General features: G+C 35.5%; 28 protein-coding genes. 2 read left to right on the top strand and 26 right to left on the bottom strand.

Translation table 11 applies throughout. The features are described 5' to 3' along the window. Positions 1-794: 794 nt before the first annotated feature. Positions 795-965 (top strand): hypothetical protein, encoded by a 171-nt coding sequence (locus AC2CGN_RS02575; RefSeq protein ID WP_484511962.1) that lies wholly within the window; start codon positions 795-797, stop codon positions 963-965. Here AC2CGN_RS02575 and AC2CGN_RS02570 read toward each other — a convergent pair. The 11 genes from AC2CGN_RS02570 to AC2CGN_RS02520 all read right to left on the bottom strand — a co-directional run bounded on the left by AC2CGN_RS02570 (position 962) and on the right by AC2CGN_RS02520 (position 6,161). Further along, a complete protein-coding gene (locus tag AC2CGN_RS02570; protein ID WP_484511960.1) occupies positions 962-1,117 on the bottom strand; it encodes a hypothetical protein in 156 nt (51 codons plus the stop codon). The genes AC2CGN_RS02575 and AC2CGN_RS02570 overlap by 4 nt on opposite strands. Positions 1,118-1,153: 36 nt before the next feature. Then, positions 1,154-1,738, bottom strand: a complete 585-nt coding sequence (locus tag AC2CGN_RS02565) for a Gp15 family bacteriophage protein (protein ID WP_484511958.1) — start codon at positions 1,736-1,738, stop codon at positions 1,154-1,156. 9 nt (positions 1,739-1,747) lie between these two features. Further along, complete coding sequence (locus tag AC2CGN_RS02560; protein WP_484511957.1) at positions 1,748-2,137, bottom strand: hypothetical protein; 390 nt, start codon at positions 2,135-2,137, stop codon at positions 1,748-1,750. Between the two features lie 106 nt (positions 2,138-2,243). Next, positions 2,244-2,687: a phage tail tube protein gene (locus AC2CGN_RS02555; protein ID WP_484511955.1), complete on the bottom strand. Its 444-nt coding sequence runs from the start codon at positions 2,685-2,687 to the stop codon at positions 2,244-2,246. Continuing rightward, positions 2,688-3,086 carry a phage tail terminator protein gene (locus AC2CGN_RS02550; protein ID WP_484511953.1) on the bottom strand — a complete coding sequence of 133 codons (399 nt, stop codon included), beginning with the start codon at positions 3,084-3,086 and terminating at the stop codon, positions 2,688-2,690. Continuing rightward, positions 3,087-3,416 carry a minor capsid protein gene (locus AC2CGN_RS02545; RefSeq protein ID WP_484511951.1) on the bottom strand — a complete coding sequence of 110 codons (330 nt, stop codon included), beginning with the start codon at positions 3,414-3,416 and terminating at the stop codon, positions 3,087-3,089. Further along, positions 3,416-3,760, bottom strand: a complete 345-nt coding sequence (locus AC2CGN_RS02540) for a putative minor capsid protein (RefSeq protein ID WP_484511950.1) — start codon at positions 3,758-3,760, stop codon at positions 3,416-3,418. Before AC2CGN_RS02540 ends, AC2CGN_RS02545 begins: the two co-directional genes overlap by 1 nt. Then, positions 3,760-4,143, bottom strand: coding sequence for a head-tail connector protein (locus AC2CGN_RS02535; protein ID WP_484511948.1), 384 nt, complete (start codon positions 4,141-4,143; stop codon positions 3,760-3,762). The genes AC2CGN_RS02540 and AC2CGN_RS02535 overlap by 1 nt, the downstream gene beginning before the upstream one ends. An 8-nt stretch (positions 4,144-4,151) precedes the next feature. After that, positions 4,152-4,463 (bottom strand): hypothetical protein, encoded by a 312-nt coding sequence (locus tag AC2CGN_RS02530; protein WP_484511946.1) that lies wholly within the window; start codon positions 4,461-4,463, stop codon positions 4,152-4,154. Between the two features lie 47 nt (positions 4,464-4,510). Further along, positions 4,511-5,431, bottom strand: a complete 921-nt coding sequence (locus AC2CGN_RS02525) for a capsid protein (RefSeq protein WP_484513136.1) — start codon at positions 5,429-5,431, stop codon at positions 4,511-4,513. Positions 5,432-5,501: 70 nt separating this feature from the next. Then, the gene (locus AC2CGN_RS02520; protein ID WP_484511944.1) at positions 5,502-6,161 is read right to left on the bottom strand and encodes a hypothetical protein; all 660 of its coding nucleotides are present in this window, start codon (positions 6,159-6,161) and stop codon (positions 5,502-5,504) included. Positions 6,162-6,367: 206 nt separating this feature from the next. Between AC2CGN_RS02520 and AC2CGN_RS02515 the strand changes: the two genes are divergently transcribed. Continuing rightward, positions 6,368-6,673, top strand: coding sequence for a hypothetical protein (locus AC2CGN_RS02515; RefSeq protein ID WP_484511942.1), 306 nt, complete (start codon positions 6,368-6,370; stop codon positions 6,671-6,673). Positions 6,674-6,796: 123 nt separating this feature from the next. Here AC2CGN_RS02515 and AC2CGN_RS02510 read toward each other — a convergent pair whose 3' ends face one another. From AC2CGN_RS02510 to AC2CGN_RS02440, 15 genes are all read right to left on the bottom strand, one after another. Further along, complete coding sequence (locus AC2CGN_RS02510) at positions 6,797-7,924, bottom strand: phage minor capsid protein (RefSeq protein WP_484511940.1); 1,128 nt, start codon at positions 7,922-7,924, stop codon at positions 6,797-6,799. A gap of 4 nt (positions 7,925-7,928) precedes the next feature. Beyond that, entirely contained in the window at positions 7,929-9,425 is a 1,497-nt protein-coding gene (locus AC2CGN_RS02505) for a phage portal protein (RefSeq protein WP_484511938.1), read from the bottom strand. A gap of 30 nt (positions 9,426-9,455) precedes the next feature. Next, positions 9,456-9,662 (bottom strand): hypothetical protein, encoded by a 207-nt coding sequence (locus AC2CGN_RS02500; RefSeq protein WP_484511937.1) that lies wholly within the window; start codon positions 9,660-9,662, stop codon positions 9,456-9,458. Positions 9,663-9,762: 100 nt separating this feature from the next. Next, positions 9,763-11,043: a PBSX family phage terminase large subunit gene (locus AC2CGN_RS02495; protein WP_484511936.1), complete on the bottom strand. Its 1,281-nt coding sequence runs from the start codon at positions 11,041-11,043 to the stop codon at positions 9,763-9,765. Further along, complete coding sequence (locus AC2CGN_RS02490; RefSeq protein WP_484511934.1) at positions 11,030-11,926, bottom strand: terminase small subunit; 897 nt, start codon at positions 11,924-11,926, stop codon at positions 11,030-11,032. Before AC2CGN_RS02490 ends, AC2CGN_RS02495 begins: the two co-directional genes overlap by 14 nt. A gap of 101 nt (positions 11,927-12,027) precedes the next feature. Continuing rightward, positions 12,028-12,738 carry a hypothetical protein gene (locus AC2CGN_RS02485; protein ID WP_484511932.1) on the bottom strand — a complete coding sequence of 237 codons (711 nt, stop codon included), beginning with the start codon at positions 12,736-12,738 and terminating at the stop codon, positions 12,028-12,030. Positions 12,739-12,912: 174 nt separating this feature from the next. Beyond that, positions 12,913-13,095 (bottom strand): hypothetical protein, encoded by a 183-nt coding sequence (locus tag AC2CGN_RS02480; RefSeq protein WP_484511930.1) that lies wholly within the window; start codon positions 13,093-13,095, stop codon positions 12,913-12,915. A gap of 169 nt (positions 13,096-13,264) precedes the next feature. Further along, on the bottom strand, positions 13,265-13,453 hold the full coding sequence (locus tag AC2CGN_RS02475; RefSeq protein WP_484511928.1) for a hypothetical protein: 189 nt from the start codon (positions 13,451-13,453) through the stop codon (positions 13,265-13,267). Between the two features lie 29 nt (positions 13,454-13,482). Further along, positions 13,483-13,614: a hypothetical protein gene (locus AC2CGN_RS02470; RefSeq protein ID WP_484511927.1), complete on the bottom strand. Its 132-nt coding sequence runs from the start codon at positions 13,612-13,614 to the stop codon at positions 13,483-13,485. 113 nt (positions 13,615-13,727) lie between these two features. Beyond that, entirely contained in the window at positions 13,728-15,107 is a 1,380-nt protein-coding gene (locus AC2CGN_RS02465) for a Kelch repeat-containing protein (protein WP_484511925.1), read from the bottom strand. 536 nt (positions 15,108-15,643) lie between these two features. Continuing rightward, entirely contained in the window at positions 15,644-16,096 is a 453-nt protein-coding gene (locus AC2CGN_RS02460) for a LuxR C-terminal-related transcriptional regulator (protein WP_484511923.1), read from the bottom strand. Positions 16,097-16,451: 355 nt separating this feature from the next. Next, positions 16,452-16,688: a hypothetical protein gene (locus tag AC2CGN_RS02455; protein ID WP_484511921.1), complete on the bottom strand. Its 237-nt coding sequence runs from the start codon at positions 16,686-16,688 to the stop codon at positions 16,452-16,454. A gap of 58 nt (positions 16,689-16,746) precedes the next feature. Beyond that, a complete protein-coding gene (locus AC2CGN_RS02450; RefSeq protein WP_484511919.1) occupies positions 16,747-17,274 on the bottom strand; it encodes a hypothetical protein in 528 nt (175 codons plus the stop codon). Between the two features lie 51 nt (positions 17,275-17,325). After that, positions 17,326-17,556 carry a hypothetical protein gene (locus AC2CGN_RS02445; protein ID WP_484511918.1) on the bottom strand — a complete coding sequence of 77 codons (231 nt, stop codon included), beginning with the start codon at positions 17,554-17,556 and terminating at the stop codon, positions 17,326-17,328. 34 nt (positions 17,557-17,590) lie between these two features. Further along, entirely contained in the window at positions 17,591-18,493 is a 903-nt protein-coding gene (locus tag AC2CGN_RS02440) for a phosphoadenosine phosphosulfate reductase domain-containing protein (protein WP_484511916.1), read from the bottom strand. Between the last annotated feature and the right edge of the window lie 55 nt (positions 18,494-18,548).

Below are 18,548 nucleotides of genomic sequence, written 5' to 3'. Positions count from 1 at the left end.
ATACATACATCATACCGCGATAAAAGCCTGGTTTCAAGTCTATGGAAATTTAGAATATTAATATCTGCCTTTAACAAAACATATATTAAATTTGCTTAATTTTTTAAGTACTCAATTCACTCTATTTTTTACTTACCAATGTCTCGTATAATATCAAAATGAATAACTTCCATTTTTATACTCTTTATTCCAAAAAAGTATAATATTTTCTGTTTTTTGTTGTTTATTATTGTTTTAAATTGTTTAAAAATATTTAAATATGTTTATTAATTGTTGAATGAAACACTTTTATAACTGGAAGAAAACCGAGTTATGCATGTCAAGCATTTTTTATTAATAATTTAAATTTATTTAAAAATAGTTACTTGCAATCCACCAGCACCTGAGAAACAATCTATACAACCTCCTGCTCCATTGGATTGTCCTAATCCCATTCGAAATAGTGACAGTTTTTTCAGATAAAATTTAAAACTAGATTTTTTAAATAATATGCTTATGCATTCGACAATATTCGACAAAAATAAAAACACCCCACGAAAAAAGCTAAATTATTAGCTAAATCACGTGGGGTGCTCCCATCTGTTGTATATTATTAAAATACATAATATACAATGATTAGCTTTCTTGCAACATTATTTTCCGAAGTACAAAATTATTGTATCTAATACATATATTCATAAGACTAACAGTAACTTATACATCATTTTACTTTTTTACCTTACACCCTCAAAACATTACTAAAGGCATTTCATCCTTTTCTGTCGAATATTGACATTATTGAGGAGGTGATACATATGACTTATGTGAATTTAAGACAAGCTAATTTTCCTTTTAATGAGGCAACTGCATTAACTATGCTTTACTTAGAAAAACAAGATTTATCTGATCTAAGCCCATCGCAACTAGTTGAGAAATATCATGAAGTTTACGAGGAGATTAATAAAAAACTGGATGAACGATATTAACAATCTTTTAGAACTTTTAAAATATCCACCATTACACTACTGATTATGGGTAAATCAATGGAATTAGCTTTTTTAGAACGCTCTGCCAATAGCTGCAACTGTTGGCGGAGTAGTTCTTTATCTGTCTTAACTACTTCAATGCTTTTGTTCATGTCTTCACTCCTTCCTATTAGTTAAGAACACACTACTTATTCATCTGCTTCCTGCTCACGAGGCTTCAGCGCATATGCTTTCTTCAATTCCTCAACCTGTTTACGTTGCTCACCTGAACCTTTACCTTTTGGCAGTGGCATCTGACGTATTTCGAGTACCTTTTTAAACTTAGTGTCATCTCGTAAACCAACTAAAAGGGCTTTGAATTTATCCCAATGTAAAATGCCTTGTTGTTCAAATAGATCCATGCCGTAATCCTGCAAAAAGGAAGCATAAATATACTCTGCATCTTGTGCAATATCATATATGTCCACTTCCTTTTCCTTTGATTGTACTGGCATTGGATTGCCTTCAATGTCGTACTCAACATCGTCCTCTTTATTACCATCAATCAAGGTTTCATATAGTTTAAAAAAGATTTCAGCCTTATCCTCAATTGGACATTCTAAAGGCTCTGTTACTAGCATCTCAATGCCTGTAAGTATCTGAGTTACATCATCAAGCTCTTTGTCGTTTAACATGTCGATAAGGCTTAAAATATTGTCAAAAGACATGTCTAAACTGTACATACGGCCATTTATCTCAACTTCATTAATCAACGTATCCGTCAATTTAAACATGGCAATAACCTACTTTTTGTTTTTATGTTTAGGTTTTCTTTTTTGACGAATATATTGTTGTGCTTTGTCCTGTTGAGTAGCATTTAAATTCATCTTTGATAACTCTTGATTTATCGATTTGCTTAGCTCACCAAAAATACGCATACATTCAATTAAACTTTTAACTTCGTTGTAAACTTGGTCAAAAGTACCTTCACCTAAAATTAAATCGTATCCTTGTTTTAAAAGGTCTTTAGCTGCATCGAAATCATCGTCATTTATCTTGTCAGCATTTTCTAAAAGTAATTCACCTGATTTTTTTAAATTTTGAATCCCTTCATCAGATGTATCGAATGCGAATTTTAAATCACCAATTTGTACAGGTATTCCAGCTTTTTGCGTTTGAATTTTGATTACCATTTATCCCACTCCTTTTAAATAAAAAGAGGACGATTACTCGCCCTCTTCTTCGATCAATTCTTTGGTTTCTTCCTCTTCTGTTTCTTTGCCCGAATCATCGGGCTCATCAGGGTGTAACTGGTAGTACTGTCATAGTTGGTTTAGCATCCCAAGAAATACGGCAATTGAATGGTGCGTATTCTGATGCTTCGCCGCCAGTAATTTTGATTTCTGATACTGTAGCACGTCCTACAAATTCAGTGCCGTCTGTGCGAACTTGCTTAAATATGATTTTACGAGCTTCTCCTGTTTCGAACTCAAGGTCTGCAATCAATTTTTGTGCTGCATCCTCAATATCGTGCATACCTTCGAATGTGTATGCCTTTTTCACCGAAATTACATCTGTTTCTTTCGTGCCATCGCCATCATAAAACGCATATTCCTCTGTTTCTTCCTCACCATCATCTGTAACAGAAGATATCCATTTCGCTAACCGTAAATCTGCTTTGCTATTTTCATCTTCATATTTGCCTACCCAGTACTCCGTTAAGGCGTTCTTTTTACGTGCCATTTAAGCCACTCCTTTATGAATTGTTATTGTTGCACTAATTGATAATTCGTAAATAAAAAAGCCCTGCTCATCTATCATGATGAGTGAGGGCAAAGAAGTTATTTTTGTTTGTTGGTAGTCGTAACTACCATTATCAGATGGTAAATCAGTTAAGTTTTCGAGATTTTGAAATAGCATGCTTAAAGTGTTGATACAATTATCTTGTTTCTTGCTTTTCGCATTGATTTGAACTTGATAAGCTTTATCCCTAGTACCGTCGAAAAATACTTTTTCAGCGCCGCCTGGCATTGCCATGATGGATAAGCTTTCTTCTTCCCCGAGTACACCAATTACGCTTTTAGCAAAGAAATTTTGTTTGTTTATATATCGATTGAGTTGTACTAAGAAATCTAATTCCATTTACCTCATCGCCCTTTTTACGATATTCACCCAACTAGCACCATGTATTGCCTGTGCTTTCGCATCCCATTTTGGACCAGTACCTGGTGTAGAAAATTTAGCACCATAATTGTAATACTGCTTTCTAGCATAAGGAACGTTCCAAATAATAGATTTGCCGTCTGCAGCGATAGTTGATTGGTTACGTAGATCACTAGAAAGCTTTGGTGCGTATATATTGGAATCAGCGTGTACTTGATTTACAAAAGCAATTTGCCCACGTCTTACTAGTTCTTCAGCTCTCACACGTACGCCGTTAATTTCCGTACTTACTCTAATTCTCGCTGTCATTAAATCACTTCCAATTCGTAGTGATGGATTTTGTTCTTGTTAGGATGATAGCAAGGCACTATTTTCTTTAAAATAAGCTCTCTACCTTCAAAAATGATGATAGATTCCTCTTTAAAATCTGGAATCGGTGAGCTGTTAACAGCATCCACAAAGATTACACCCTCTGCCACTATTTTTGTTTGAGTATTATCACGACTAAACACTGTAGTAGGATCATAACGCACAAATTCGATATCGATCGGTTCCTTATACATGGGATTCCCGTAATCGTCTTTTTTATTAAGGATTTCTTTATAGGTGATGTTGTGTATAAGCCAACTCTTTGGCAACGGCTTAATGTACATTAAATCACCCCGATCCCTTTATATAAAAGCCCCGTGTTGCGTAAATACATATAGACATCATCAGCAACGATGTTATTAAGTTTTGCTTGGTTTCTTGCACCACTAGATATAGAAGTACGTCCTATCGAAACAGACAAAGGATTATTTAATTCATGAGCGCTTGTGCCACCCATGTCATTAAAATACTCAATTTGAGCAGCGACAGCCTTTTTGAATTTATCTCTACGTAATGGAAAATCAGACACCAAATCATTAAGTTGATAAAAGTCACGAGTGATACTATCTAACACATCACTCGCTTTTTGTTCTAGTTTTGGAAAGTCATCTGCTGTTACATCAGAAAACCCAAAGTTTTGGTATTCATCGTAAGTTAGGTATGGCATATTAACACCTACTTTGCATTCGGATCGGGTTGTTTCGCTTCTAGCTCTTTTTCGAGCTTTGTCACTTTTGCTTTAAGTGCTTTATTTTCTTTGGTCAAATCTTCATTTTCTTTTGCTAGATCTACGCTTTTTAACTTTTCTAACTCATCAACTAACACATTGTATTCAGCAAGTGATACGCTACGCCCACCAGTTGCACGTTTAACAACTTTGCCTTCGCTGTCAATTTGGTCATAACCTTGTTGCAAATGTGCCGATAAACGTCCTTCATCTATATCTAAAATGCGATTACCTTTTCGTACTTTTACTACGTTACCCATGTTTGTTCCCTCCTAATAAAATTAAAAGAGGACTAAAAAAAGTCCCTTTAGGCTTCAGTATTAATTTTTATTCCATCAACTTTTTTAGCAATTACGAAAAGATCCCAGTACTTGCGTTCGAAGTATAAATATTTACCACCTGTCGCTGCGGATGGATTATCCAATGAAACGAATTCATATTTTTGCGGTGTGATAACTGTTAATGGATGAATTAAAATCATGTTAATTTGTTTAGCAGTCACATCTGCTACTGCACCATCTGTAAAGTTATAAACTGTTTTCATACGAGATGATGGGACAACTTTGATCGATACATCGTCAAGTGAGTAAATGCTACGTTTTACATTACCAGCGTTCCCACTAGCTACATCTAATTGACGTTGGAGACCTTGAGCAGTTTTTAATAACTTATTAACAGTTGGTGTTACATATAAAACACGACCGGTTTGCGGTACTTCCGCATCGTCCATAGCTGCCATAAAGTCATCGAATATGTCTAAGATATTTTCTGTAGTTAATGCTGTAGTATCTACAGTTCCACCATGAGCAGTAAATTCAGTGACTAATTTCGATGCTGCGTACTTGTCCATTTCAGGAATCTTTTGTTCATCGTTAAACACGCGCGTAATGTTAGCAATAGTAAGTGCCATGTTCGTTTCATCAACATCCATTGGATCCACTAACGTTTTAAATTCACGATCGTGATCGATTGTTTTTGGCTCAAAATCGTTATCAGTACGACGAGTGAATGAACCAACTACATCACGATCCACATCAACAAAACCACCTACTGTAATACGTGGGATTTGGATTGTTTTAGCGCTTGTCCACTTGATGTTTGCGTTGTTGGTCGTGTTGTATAGCTCGACAAACATTAATCCAGTTGTGAATTTTTGTTGTAATGCTTGGGTATACAGTTCTGCATAGTTAGGTGCTGCAAAATATTGAATATCTAATTTTAATAACATTTTCATACCTTGGTAATTTGGTAATGATTTAATAACATGTTTCATAGTATTTGTTCCTCCTAATTTTTAATTACTTAAATGCGTTTAACCATTGCTCTGCTTCTGTTGTTGATTGGGTACCATGTTTACCTTGGGAAAACTTTGGCTTTGATTGTTCTTGCTGTTGCGATTCTTCTTTTTGAGCAAAATGAGGATACTTTTCAACCACTTTAGTAATAGCCGTATCCATGTCCATATCATCACTCACCATTGTTTTAGCAAGTGTCACAACATCCGCGACATAATCAGCAATAACACCTGCTTTCATTGCACTGATTTGAGCTTTAAGTACTGAGTTTTCATCTGATAATGTTGATTGATTTGTTTCTAATTCTTTCAAACGTTCAGCTTGCTTTTCTTGCTCTGTTTTCTGCGAATCTTGCCACTCTTTAAATTTAGCTAGACCTTCTTTAGCATCTTTAAAATCGCTAATACCTAACTCTTTCAACATTTTTTCTTGCTGCTTACTTGATTCACGCTTAACGAGGTTATTGACATCCTCTTGTGTAAATGTCTTTTCAGGTGGTGTTTGTTCTCCTCCACCATTATCTACAGGCGGTGCATCTGCGGGAGGTGTTGGGTCAACAGGTGGTGCATCACCTTCTCCTGCGAACATCTGAATATCTAAAGGTCTCCACCCAGCATCTGGTGTCGGTAGCTGGTAAACCGGTTTTTGCATTTCTTTCTTCATAATAAAGCCCTCCAATATTGGATATTTTTCCTTCCGTTCTTTATGGCGTCTACGGATAAAGACAAAAGAAAAAGCATTCGATAATATTGAATGCTGATTGATATGTTTTAAAAAAGTAGACCACTTTTTCTAACTTCTACTTAAAAGTCACTAAAGGTTTTCCTCCTCAAATGTAGAATATTTACAAGAAGGAGGAGGTGTTAAAAATGGGAGTTAAAATCAAAGGATTAAATAAACTAGAGAAAATGCAAGATGATATTAAAGATTTATCAAAAACCGAATCAATTCAAATTACTGAATTACTTACAGATTCTTTTTTAGCTGAAAACACCAAATTCAATAGCTTTGTTGAATTTGAAAATAGTGAAATTTTCTCTAAATATAAAACAATTGAAGAAATTCCTGATCAAGAAATGGATGAGTTTATAAAAAACAACTCAAAGTTTGATTCTTGGGAAGATATACTAGGTACAGCAACCGAAGAGTATATCGCTAAAAAACTCGGCTTTTAGTTTTTTCAATTGAAACCTCTAAGTCGAATTAAAAAATTTCAATATTTTTTCTTGTAGTTGCTCCATGAGATAGAAGTTTCTTGGAGCAATTTCTACATTTGAGCATAATAAAAAGCTGTATCTCTACGACTTAATTACTCGCTCTTTATCATATCTGCGTGCAAGATCATGTTCGTTTACAAATTCACGAACTTTAGTTTGTCTATTACGGACTAACTGTTTGTACTTTTGAATTGCAACTTCATCACCAATTTCCTCGGCTAGACTAAGTGAACGTTTTGCCTTTCGGACTTGGCGCTCAAAGTACCGTTGTTGTTGTGATAGCTTATACTGCTCTCGCATCTCATTTTCATCGTACTGAATTTGGTTATTTGTATTCAATCCTTCAATGAAAGGGTACAAAATATGTCGACACGAAACGCCTCTTATCCCCCATGGTTCACCATATCCAAATTCATAGATTGACGGATACTTAGGATCACTAGAAGGATTGCTCATTGAACAAACTTTACCCTGTATCTTTGCACATGCTGGTCTTGGGTCTGCATAGCTGTTAACTAGCACTAAATCAATACCGTATTCATCCATTCGAGACAATCGCAACTCGTTGTAAGTATTGTTGACTGTATTTCGAATAACTGTGTCAGCATACTGTTCTAACTGCCATACTCGACCCCTTTTATCAATAAATCCTGTATCGATACCTTTATTGGCCCATTTAATGACCGTATCAGCAACGGCTTGATTTATGGTCATATTGCCTGCTAAAACCTGTGCTGTGGTCTGCTCAACAATTTTACGATACATAATAGCCGCTGTACCTTGACCGTAAGTAGTTGTGATAAGTGTTTGATTAACATAGTTGTCTAGTTCCAAATACGCTTGTTTTACATAACTTTCTAAGGTTAAATCCATTTGAGTAGGTAATGGCAATGGCCTATATTGTCCACTCACCTCATCGTCGATGCTCTGTACCGTTTTGTATCCGACATCTTCTATCATTTGTTTTATAGATTCGGCTGCAATGCCAGTAGCTATTGAAAGTTCTCTGATAGTCTCAAGGTTAAACATCCGAAGCTGTTGCATTTTTTCTACTTGCCATTGTAGAACATAGTCTTTATCATGCTCAGGAATCGTTTTAAGGCGGTTTGCAATCTGCCTGAACAATTCATCCTCTAAAGCCACATAAATGTCTGTAATCTGCGATGTGTACAGATTAAATTGATATGGAGTGATGACTGGTCTTGGCATTTAATCACTCCTTCTTTCCAAAGAGACTAACTTCTTTCACAATTTCATCATGCTCTGGAGAAGATCTATTATTCTCCTCTCTAATTTCTTGCAATATCTTTATAGCTTCTTTTTCAGGTACTTTATGCACTTTCATAATCGCTCTTACTCTTGATGTTAATTCAGCGCTAACTAATTGGATTTGCTTATTCATTTCACTTGCAGCATCTTCAGCGATACTATCATCAAAGCCAATCGTTGTATCATATCCACTTGCTGGACGCTCAAATAATTCGTACAACTCACCTAAATCGATAATAATTTCGACCAGTTGTTTTAAAGCCTCACCAACCACGACTTCATGAGTTTGTTTAGTGCGGAATGTCTTACTATCTTGGCTAATAACTTCTGTAGCTGTTTTAACTGATTGACCATTAAAAGTGAAGGTACCACTTGAAAATCCTGTTTGCATTGATAGGAGGTTTAATAAAGCATTTATGGCATCAACATGCTCGGTTACTCGTAGACCTACAGTACTATCGTGGATTTTATTAGCATCCATTTCCCCACCTAATGCCTCATAAACCTCGTCATTTTCATCGAAGAAACGTCGAAATGTTTCATTTTTTCTATCCAAAACTGTGTTAATCATATTTTCAGGTACAATGATCCTTCGTTTACCAAGCACAAATTCACGTTGGAAACTATCAAATGCAATATCTAAACTTTTTAATGTATCGAGCGCATTCGCATAAATTGGTACACCAAGAGGGCTGGTTAAATCAATATTATTAGCAATATTCGGATGGATATAAACAAATAAACTTCTTCGCACATTTTCCATCGGTACTTGTTCTTCTAAATCTTCATACAAAGTTGATAAAGGAATCTTCTTTCCAAGCTCATTTATGTTTTCACTTACATAAAGCTCGTTTTTAACAACGTATCGCCCCTCTTCCCATAGGTGCCATTCAAGAAGCGTATATGTTTTCTTTCCTTCAATAGTAACGTTGGTAAATACACCTTCATAAATGCCTTTACTATTCCAGGAGATTGGAATAAAAGAATCTGCTTTTACGTATGACAATTTGATCTTGTCATCATCAACATACGGTTTTACGACCATGCCACCAGTGGCGAAACTATATTCTAAGTAACGTTGGAATTGCTTGTAGAAATTATTATCCTCTAGTACTTCATGGATGAACTTAGATGTACCCTCATCGGAAATATTAATCTCACATTTCTCGTTAAAGATTATCTTAGCCATTTCCTCACTGAGTATTTTAGCCATGTTTAACGATGCCCTGCGTCGCTTTTGTTGACCACTAGCAACCGTGTGATAAAAAACATCATGCCATTCGCTGAAGTAGCCTTTATATATTTGCTGCCACTTTTCAATTTCTTTGTAGGTTTCATCTGACATCGGTATCTTTTTTATATCCGAGACATCTTTTATTTTTTGCACTAACCCCAATTTAACCATCACCCCTTTCATCCAGTTTAAAGCCCTGTTAAACATGTCATCACCCACCTAACTAAAAAGAACCACTCATACGAGTGGATCTTTAATCAAATTGATATTTTCTTCACTACAGTTAGGGCAATCACTGTATACCCTTTTTACTGTTGAAGAATCCGAAAATCTTTGCAACGCCACTTCTTTAGGCGAAACTTCATTTTCGTTCAAAACCGTGTTATTTTGGTCAAGCAACACCTTATATTTTCTTTGACAGATACAAGTTGTAACAGTAAACATGTTTACAACCTCCTATAATTTTTATTAAATGAGATTCGGTTTCTCATTCATAAAGAAGTATAAGGTTGCGCATTTGTCTTTTAACAAAAGTGTGTAGAATTTACTTTATATATCTTTTGAAAAAATAGTTATTTGCATAACGACACTCATCAAGAGCGTGGTTAAAGTCATCGATTGGTTCTCCATTATCTAAACGGACATACATACCAATCTCTTTTAAAAAATCGTAGTGATCGTATTCACTATCTGTCTCCACAATTAAAAATTGCTCGTTAGTCATTGAGTTTTGTAGGCGTTCAATACCTACCTCAATCCCTTTCGAGCTTCCCTTAACGTCTTTATTATTATTGTCTGCTGCCTTTGTTTGTATGCCTAACAAATGTAATTCCTCGCGAAGCGATTTACACGCAGGGTCAACAAAGAACTCTGTATAACGCATTTCAAACGTTTTAACACACCAATCTTTAAATTTAACTAGTTCTTTGGCATAAGTGGACATAGCTTTAACTTGCCCTGTCTCAGCACCACTATGGTAGTAGTTAGCTACACGTAATAGCCTGAATTTACCCTCATATTTAACAACAATATTGCAACTACATGAAGTAGCATCGGATTGCCCACCATCGGCCACGAAAAACATTTCATAAATTTGTCCTCGTATCTTTGGTAGTACATTAGCTTTCATATTGAACATACTGTAAATAACACCTTGAGGCATCACTCGCTTACCTTCCCAGTCACGCTCAAACAAATATGGATTCTTGGATAAAATCTCGTAAATCTCTTGTTTACGTTCTTCAGTGATAATCGGATTATCTTGTATTGTCCAATGCATCCAGCGAGTGTTCTGAACATCAAATACCTCTGATATAACGGGGTGATGCGGTGCTGGTGGGTTTAAATCAGCTAAATGATAGCGATCTAATGCAGCGAAGGTACGACGAAAACATTCTTGAATCATCTTCATGTTAAGTAAATTAATCTCGCAAAATACCACACTACCAAGCGACATACCAGTGATTGCACCAACACTATTAGATTTGCCTCCACCTTTGTAATAAGCCTTTTTAACGCCATTTGGAGTATGAATTTCAAGGTGTGAACCGTGTTCATCGTGTTTTATTTCAGCGAGATTACCAAAGATATGTTTAATTCCTGTGCCATCACCGTCAATAAAAAGACGATAAGCTTGTTCCTGGTTGTAAGCAACAATTAAATGGTTTGTGTCCCTTGTCCATGTTAAGTAATCAGCATAACGAAAATGTCCTGCTGTTGTCTTTCCAGATCTGGGAGTTCCCTCGAGAACATCGAACGTGTAATTATAGTCTCGGTAAATGGCTTCAAGCTGTTTAGGACTAAATTTAATATCAACCTTCGCCATGTTGTTCACGCTCTTTCATCATCTGCTCATACCGCTTACGACCTTCTACCAATGCATCAAGCATCGAAGTATCTTTCTTATCGCCCCGTAGTTTAGCAGCTCGCATTTCTACAAAGTCGGTTTCTACTTTGATTTTCTCTACTTGGAACTGCTTCAACTCACGTTCGTTTAACAGGTCCATATGTTTTGATAAGAACTCTAGGGCTTTCATCTTGTCTGCAAGCTTAACGCTAATACCGTCCTTGCCTTGCTTAACCTCAGTAATAAGCGTTCCATCAATCTCAGCAGATTCATTAAGATGCACATAATTAAATGCATAGGTCTTAACGTTGCCATGCATATCTAGCTCTGGTTGACCATCATCGTTGTATATGACTTCTTCCTGCCTCCCAAACTTCACGTAATCAGTTATATCAGCGAATGCTATGTCTATCCACTTTTGAATTAGTGTTCTTTTATCAAGTAGTGCATCCTCAGTCAATCCATCTCGAACCTTAACGATTTCTTCTCGAATCTTAGGGTTTCTGAGGTGCTTACTACCTTCAACCATTGCTGTTGAATAAGCACACCCATAAGCCTTCTGGTATGCTTTGGTAGCATTCCACGACTTAACGTAATACGCAATAAATAGCCGTTGCTTATCATTCAGACCACTTTCGTCATCATCAGTAAAATAAACGATTTCATCATTGGGTGCATCCTCTTTTATAGTTGCAACCTTTGTTGTTTTGGTTGCATCCTTTTTAGTTGCATCCCTAGACCATTTCTCACGGCTCTTTCGGCTCTTTAATGTACCAAGCTTTATCTCATGCTTTTCAGCGAGATCAGCAAGTATAATCTTTGTGGTTTCCCACTCCTGTTTTATTTCATCCCAATTAGCCATATCTCATACACCACCACCTCCATCATCATTTGTTTGTTTTGTAATCACCCCATTATGCTAGTTGCCTGCTAAAATAAAAAAGCATCTCTAATGAGATGCGGTTACTTTTCAACCCAAGTTGAATAATTAACATTTATTTCATTTAATAATTTTTCCTTCTTACCTAAAAGATAATGCTTTCTAATTAATTCAACTTCTGATTGATAACATTTAATTTTTTCATTTTTTTCAGTCCTATATTCAACTGTTAAGTCTTTAATATACGGATGAATTTCATTCAACTTTCTTGAACAAAGGGGAATCAGAATTTCTTCATCTTTTTCAAAAAAATCTATCCATGCCTTAATAGTATCTGTTTCTATAAAATCTTTGTCTTTCGATACTATTACTTCAATGGAGCAATCCCAAACAACTTGACTTCCGCCAAATCTAACAATGGAATAATACGGTGTGTCTTTTCCTAGTGCATTCATTTCCTTTGCATCTTCAGTCACTAATATCCTATGTTTTTCTCTTCTATTTATCTTTTTTGATTCAAAAAAATTTCTCACTGGTGTTGCAGCAGATAGGTATGTACGATGATTTTCTAACATCTCTTTTTTAAGATTGTTAATTTGGACCCAGGCCACACCAAAGGCAATCAAACCTCCTATTACTCCTCCAATATAACTACCAAAAAAAGAAACCCATGCATTTTCGTCGCCTATCGTTAATTCTCCTAAAGGTAATTTAATTATTTGGCTTAATATCATTGGTGTAATTAAAATAATAATGATAATACTAAATAATATCCAAATTTTTGAAATTTTCATAAATAAAACCTCCTACATAATAATAATCCAGAAATTTTAAATATGAAATGTTTTTCTATAAATTTCACTCTCAAAAGTAAGTACCAAATAGTCAGGGGAGGAGGAAACTGCTCGATACTCACTTTTCAGGGCAAAATAAAAAGCCATATCCTTCGACATGACTTTTCCCAAAAACTATTTGCCTAATTCTTCATAAACTCGCTCTATAAAATCTTCATATTCTATCAACCCTTTGTCATGCAACAATTCAGCTAGTGTCATAACAGCACCAAAAGTTACAGTGGCTGAGCTTGTCTCTTCAACTTTTTTTACGAAACGTTCTTTGAAATCCGGATATTTTTCCTGAAAATCACTCATGTTTATTCACCTCCAACCCAATCATAAACCAGAAGATGAAATATATGTAACAACTTTTTGCTCTCAAAACCACACCAAACTCTACCCTCTCAACTCAAAGTGTTTTGGCTGTTTGATGCAGTTTTCAAAGCAAAATAAAAGCCACGCTCATAGAACGTGACCTGAAATCTTATTGATTAGCACTTATTAACTCATCTAAATTTTGCATTGTTTCATCTACAATATCTGCCCCAAGAGCTAGATGACTACCAACACACATTACATCATCAAAACTATTCATTTCTGGTAGATGGTCCAAACTTTTAAAAAAGTACAATAGTTCGTTTAATATTTCCTCAACCTTTTCTGCTGGATTCATTTTAACATCCCCTTTAATAGAAATTGACCTTACTCTACTTCGATTTCTTGAATGCGTGCTATTTCGTATTTTGCTTTTTCCTCTTCGGCTTTCTCTTCAGTACTATAGCAGCCTACTAGTTGCTCATTAAAAGGGAAGCCACTTACTAATTTGTATACCAAATAAACAGTGTCTATTTTTTAACCATTTTACTCACCTCCTCCTAACCTAATCATAGTTTAAAAGGAAATGTTTGTTATAGGTTTTTCAAAAATAAAAAGCACCAAAACGGTGCTTAATATTCTTTAATTTCAAAGTAAACAATTTTGTCATGTACTATATGATCTTTTCTAGATTTGAAAGGACCCATGTTAAAGTCTTTATTAAACACATAGTATGACTTTAAATCTTCTGATGGCACATTATCATACCAATGAATAAAATCATTTATCTCATCTTCTGTTAAATCATACTCAAACCAATCGTGATTCACGGTTCTGATTACAAGTAATACCCGTTTGTACTTAGGAGGATTTTCAATTTCAACAGAGACTTCGTTTGAATGGCAGCTAATCCCCTTCTCATTCACACTTCTAACTACATAATGGTATGTGTTCCCTTTTACCTGATTATCGTCTACAAACGTTGTATCAGTGATATTTTCAGCGATTAACTGACAAGAACCATCAGATACTTTTCTGTAAACGTTATAGCTAGTTGCTCCTTGTATCGCTTCCCAATTTAAAGTGTTCTTGTCGATGAGTTGGATTATTGGTGCATCTAGTTCAATTGGAGTATATTTATATGCATTATTCGATATTCCAGATGAATTCAGTCCTCCAAAAATATATGTGGATGACAATACGCTAGCGGTTCCGAAAGCGCTGATATTTTCTGGCATCTTACAATTTAAGAGAATCCAGTTATCTTCTTCAGGAAGATACTTTTCGATAGTACCAGCTCCAAAAGCATAAAAATAGCCATTATGTTTCGTGATACCAAAAGAATTTCGTTCTTTATGCATCGAAGTAGCATTCGACCAAGTATTAAGCAACGGATCGAATACTTCAACAACCGCTGTTGATGTGCTATCTGAATAACCACCCACAACATAGATTCTATTATTGTAGATAAAGGAAGATGAATACCTTCTAGGTGTTGGCATATCCTTTCTTCTTGACCAAGTATTTTTTTGTGGATCATACACTTCTACTATTCCTACATTTTTCCCTGGTTCTGAACCCCCTATTACATAAATCAGGTCATTCAGTTCAATAATCGACATCCCAAATCTGCCTGAGGGTAGATTCGCAATTTGTTCCCATTTATCTGTTGCTACATTATATCTATGGGCCGAATTAGTTGTCATATCTTTTCCAGTTATTCCCCCAATCACATAAATATATCCTTTATATTCAATGATTGAATCTATGTGACTTTTACCAATTGGCATATCTGCTTTTTGACTATATTTATTTGTCTGCGGATCATACACAAACGTATTTCGCGAGGAGTTCCAACTATTATCTCGTCCGCCAAAAATGTAAATTTTCCCTTCGAAAGCAATAGCACTAGAATAATGAATTTCTTTTGGGAAGGAAGCAATTTGTTCCCACTCAGACGATACATTTGCTCCGTTTATATATAAGCCACCACAACAATTTGTTTCTACCATATTCATCCTCCTAAAATCCCTACTTGTAGTAAGTATAAAGCACTTAATCCAAAATATGTAATGAAAAATTAATACAAAAAAGCCTTACCGTGCTAGGGATAAGGCTCATCTACTGCGGTAAAATATTTAATTGTCGAGTTAGCTCATTTCTCACACACGTTGAGCTGAGACGTGTTTATGTGTAAAGCAGAAAAGTGTTTTAGTTTTATAGTGCATTTCCGTGCACTTTGTTGCTAGTTAGTTTTTTGACTGAATTATGGAAAGTGGACGAAGTTCACATAAAAACCACTCCTTTTTCCTGATTTTTAGCCTTTTATATTAATTAAGATACCTAATCTCTTAAAAAATATGGGCCGGCCGTGTTTGTCTCGCTCCGAACTAGTCTGTCAAGCGCGGGTCGGTCGTCGGTCTGTCCGTCCCTGATATTTAGTAATTTATAAATACCAAAGGAAGAAAGATTTACCTGTCCGACCTCCCCTTAATTTTACATGTGAAAAATATACCAATTCAACAATTCGTCATATGCGTTTTTTGCGTCATATGCGACATTTAACTTCTGACATCATTTCTAAAATATTTTCTTTTAGTCGTCTAATTGTTGCTTCTGATAGTCCCATTGTTTGCCCTATTTTACGCAATGAAAATCCATCTAAGATACAATTGAGCACGAATATTTCACGTTCTCCTGTAACGTTGCTTGCCCTTTTTTGGATTTCTCTAACTTTCCATTCGTAACGCAAAACTCTTTTTACATAAAATTGTGAACGTCTTGTTGCTTCATAGCTCACTGGATCACTAGTTCCTCCACTAGCTTTCGGTAAAGTTGCTTCAATTCCATACGCAGCTACTTTAGCGCCATCGTACTCAATATCTTTTGCAAGCTCATTCTGCATTTTACCTAATCTGATTTGTTCAACCATCCAGTGATAATCTTTCAACCATTGATCTACCATATACTTTTTTACTTCTGTAGTTTGCCCTTGTTTCATAGGTTTGCCCTCCTACGGTGTGGTATAATGATGTTGTAAGCACCGTCAAAGGGCATAAACCAATTCGAGCTGTAGCGTGTGAAGACGCTGCGGCTTTTCTTTTTTGAATCTACTAATATGTTATAATTTGGTTAAAAAGAAAGCAGGTTAATTATGTCGTTTTTTCTTGATCTTGTAGTTCACATTGTTTATATTTTTTGGAATTTAATTGTCTTACCATATAAATTTATTTGGATAGGTCTTGCTATAATTGTCCTTGCTTTATTATTTTTAAAAAGATCTCGATCTAACTAATTCCTAAGTTTGGTAGGTATATCCCCACCAAACTTTTTTCGTTTAATGCTCAAAATGTTCATTAAAATGTCTGTCCTATTTGTGGGCTTGTGTCTATTTCATAAAGTGGTGCAATATCTTTAGCTGAATCAATACCCTTGGATGTAACAAGTAATGTATTATCATCTAATTCCTGTACCCATCCTTGTTTTATACACGTTCTTAATAAAGTTTTGTGTGCTTGAATGGATGACATTTTAAACGGTGTTTTTTGATGTTGATAGATGACAAGAAGAAATTCCCAATGTGAATACTTCATTATTTTCAACTCACTTTGCTGTTCATTTTCTTTCGATTGCGTTTCTAGAAAACTGAAATTAATTACGTTGTAATAACCCTAAATCAAATCCAGAATCAATAAATTTAACAGTTAATTCACGGTTCACATCGTTGCCAAGACGATCATAAATTAAGTACATTTCATCTTTAGTGAATTTTGTTCCCATAAATTCGTTAAAGCTTTTCAGAACCCTCGGCCACCAATATTTATTCAAACTTTTTGCAATCGGCCTTGATACCCAAGCGAACATCTTGCACTTGAAATCTAAAGCTGTATAACAATCTTCCAAGCGAAAATAAACATTGTTTCTAGGCTCTAAAATGATTTCGTCACTACTATTGATAAATGATTTTGGGAAGATTTCTAAAGCCCGATTAATCATTACTTTCACGTCATACATTTCAGATAAAATTCTGTCGGTAGCAGCATCTCGTTGTTCTTTATATTTCTCAACGAATGCTTCCTTGTCCGCTAATGAAACGCCTTCAAACTTAATGTTGAACAGTTGCTCTGTGAGCTTAATATTGAAGTTTAAATACTGCTCTCTTACTTCGACTTGATTCATTTCCCTTCTCTCCTTTTATTGAACAAAATTTATCAAAAGTATGGATTTAAATTATCCCCAATGACTGTTACGTTTTAATATCTCGATTACTTCATTCACATACGGTTCATCTGTATTAATTACAATGTATTTAGAGTTCCCTCGCCCTTCTAACGCCCTACCGATCTGGATTCGACCAACACAATCCTCAAAGACTGCTTGATCACGTTTGTCTAAATATTTTTCTACATCCGTATCCTTTATTACCGTATGTGTAATTTTCATTTCATCAATATTAGCCATCATTTTTTCACCCTTTCAGTACAATATCTTTCGATTACTCACACAACCCATACTGACTTGAGCATACTGGTACTTCCTCCATCAGTTTCAAAAGGTCATATTGTACCCCCCCATAAGTTGTTTTTGACCATTCAACAACATCGTGGATTCCATGACCTCTGTCATCACTAGTAAAGAACGTTGCTGATCCACGCTTAGATGCTTTTGAAACAATTTCTTCCCAGCGTGCTACCCTCTCGATTTCTTCAGGGAATCGTCTAGCAATCTCATACAATTCTTCTTTTTTGCTATTGATACATGGCATACACCCGACACGACCCATACCTTGTTTGTACAATGGATTCGGCTTTATTCCATGTTTGTCGTGCTGCTTAAAAACGTCATAGACATCCCAATTGAGTATTGGCCGATAGATTGTGTACCCTTCTGGTGTTTCTTCTGTTTCGACCATTTTAGATCGGCTCAAACTTTCATTAGCTCTTATGCCTTGCCAACTTACAACATGATTCCCTTCCTCAAAAATCGGTACATATACTTGGTCAAACATCGGTCTTACTTTTAGTTCAACCGTGCAAAATCGCGCCATCGTTGAAGGAAAACGACCTTTCCACATACATAAATCTAAAAATGGGTTTCCTGTAGGATGCAGTACCTCTAAAGCCTGTTGGATCATGGTTTCAGATACACCATCTTTACGCCATTTCGTATCGACTACTTCACGTTTTCGTATGATCTGCTGGCTAAAATCAGGTTTAATTCTTGTAATAGGTCCTAATTCTTTTTCAAGATAATCAATATATTTATAGGTTTCAGGATGTTCGTGTCCAACATCGCTAAATACCACTTTTAAGTTTGGTGTGTCTCGTTCTAGTGCCAAGAGCCACATTGCTGTACTGTCTTTGCCACCACTGATTGATATTACATTTACTTGTTTCAAGTCATCACTCCTAACTGCACATTTTATTTCATTTACGAACAATGGTATGAATCTA

This window comes from Lysinibacillus sp. DFXJR4 (assembly GCF_057196045.1).
Note: the sequence above shows the minus strand (reverse complement) of the source record. Positions and strands in the feature narration are given on the sequence as shown.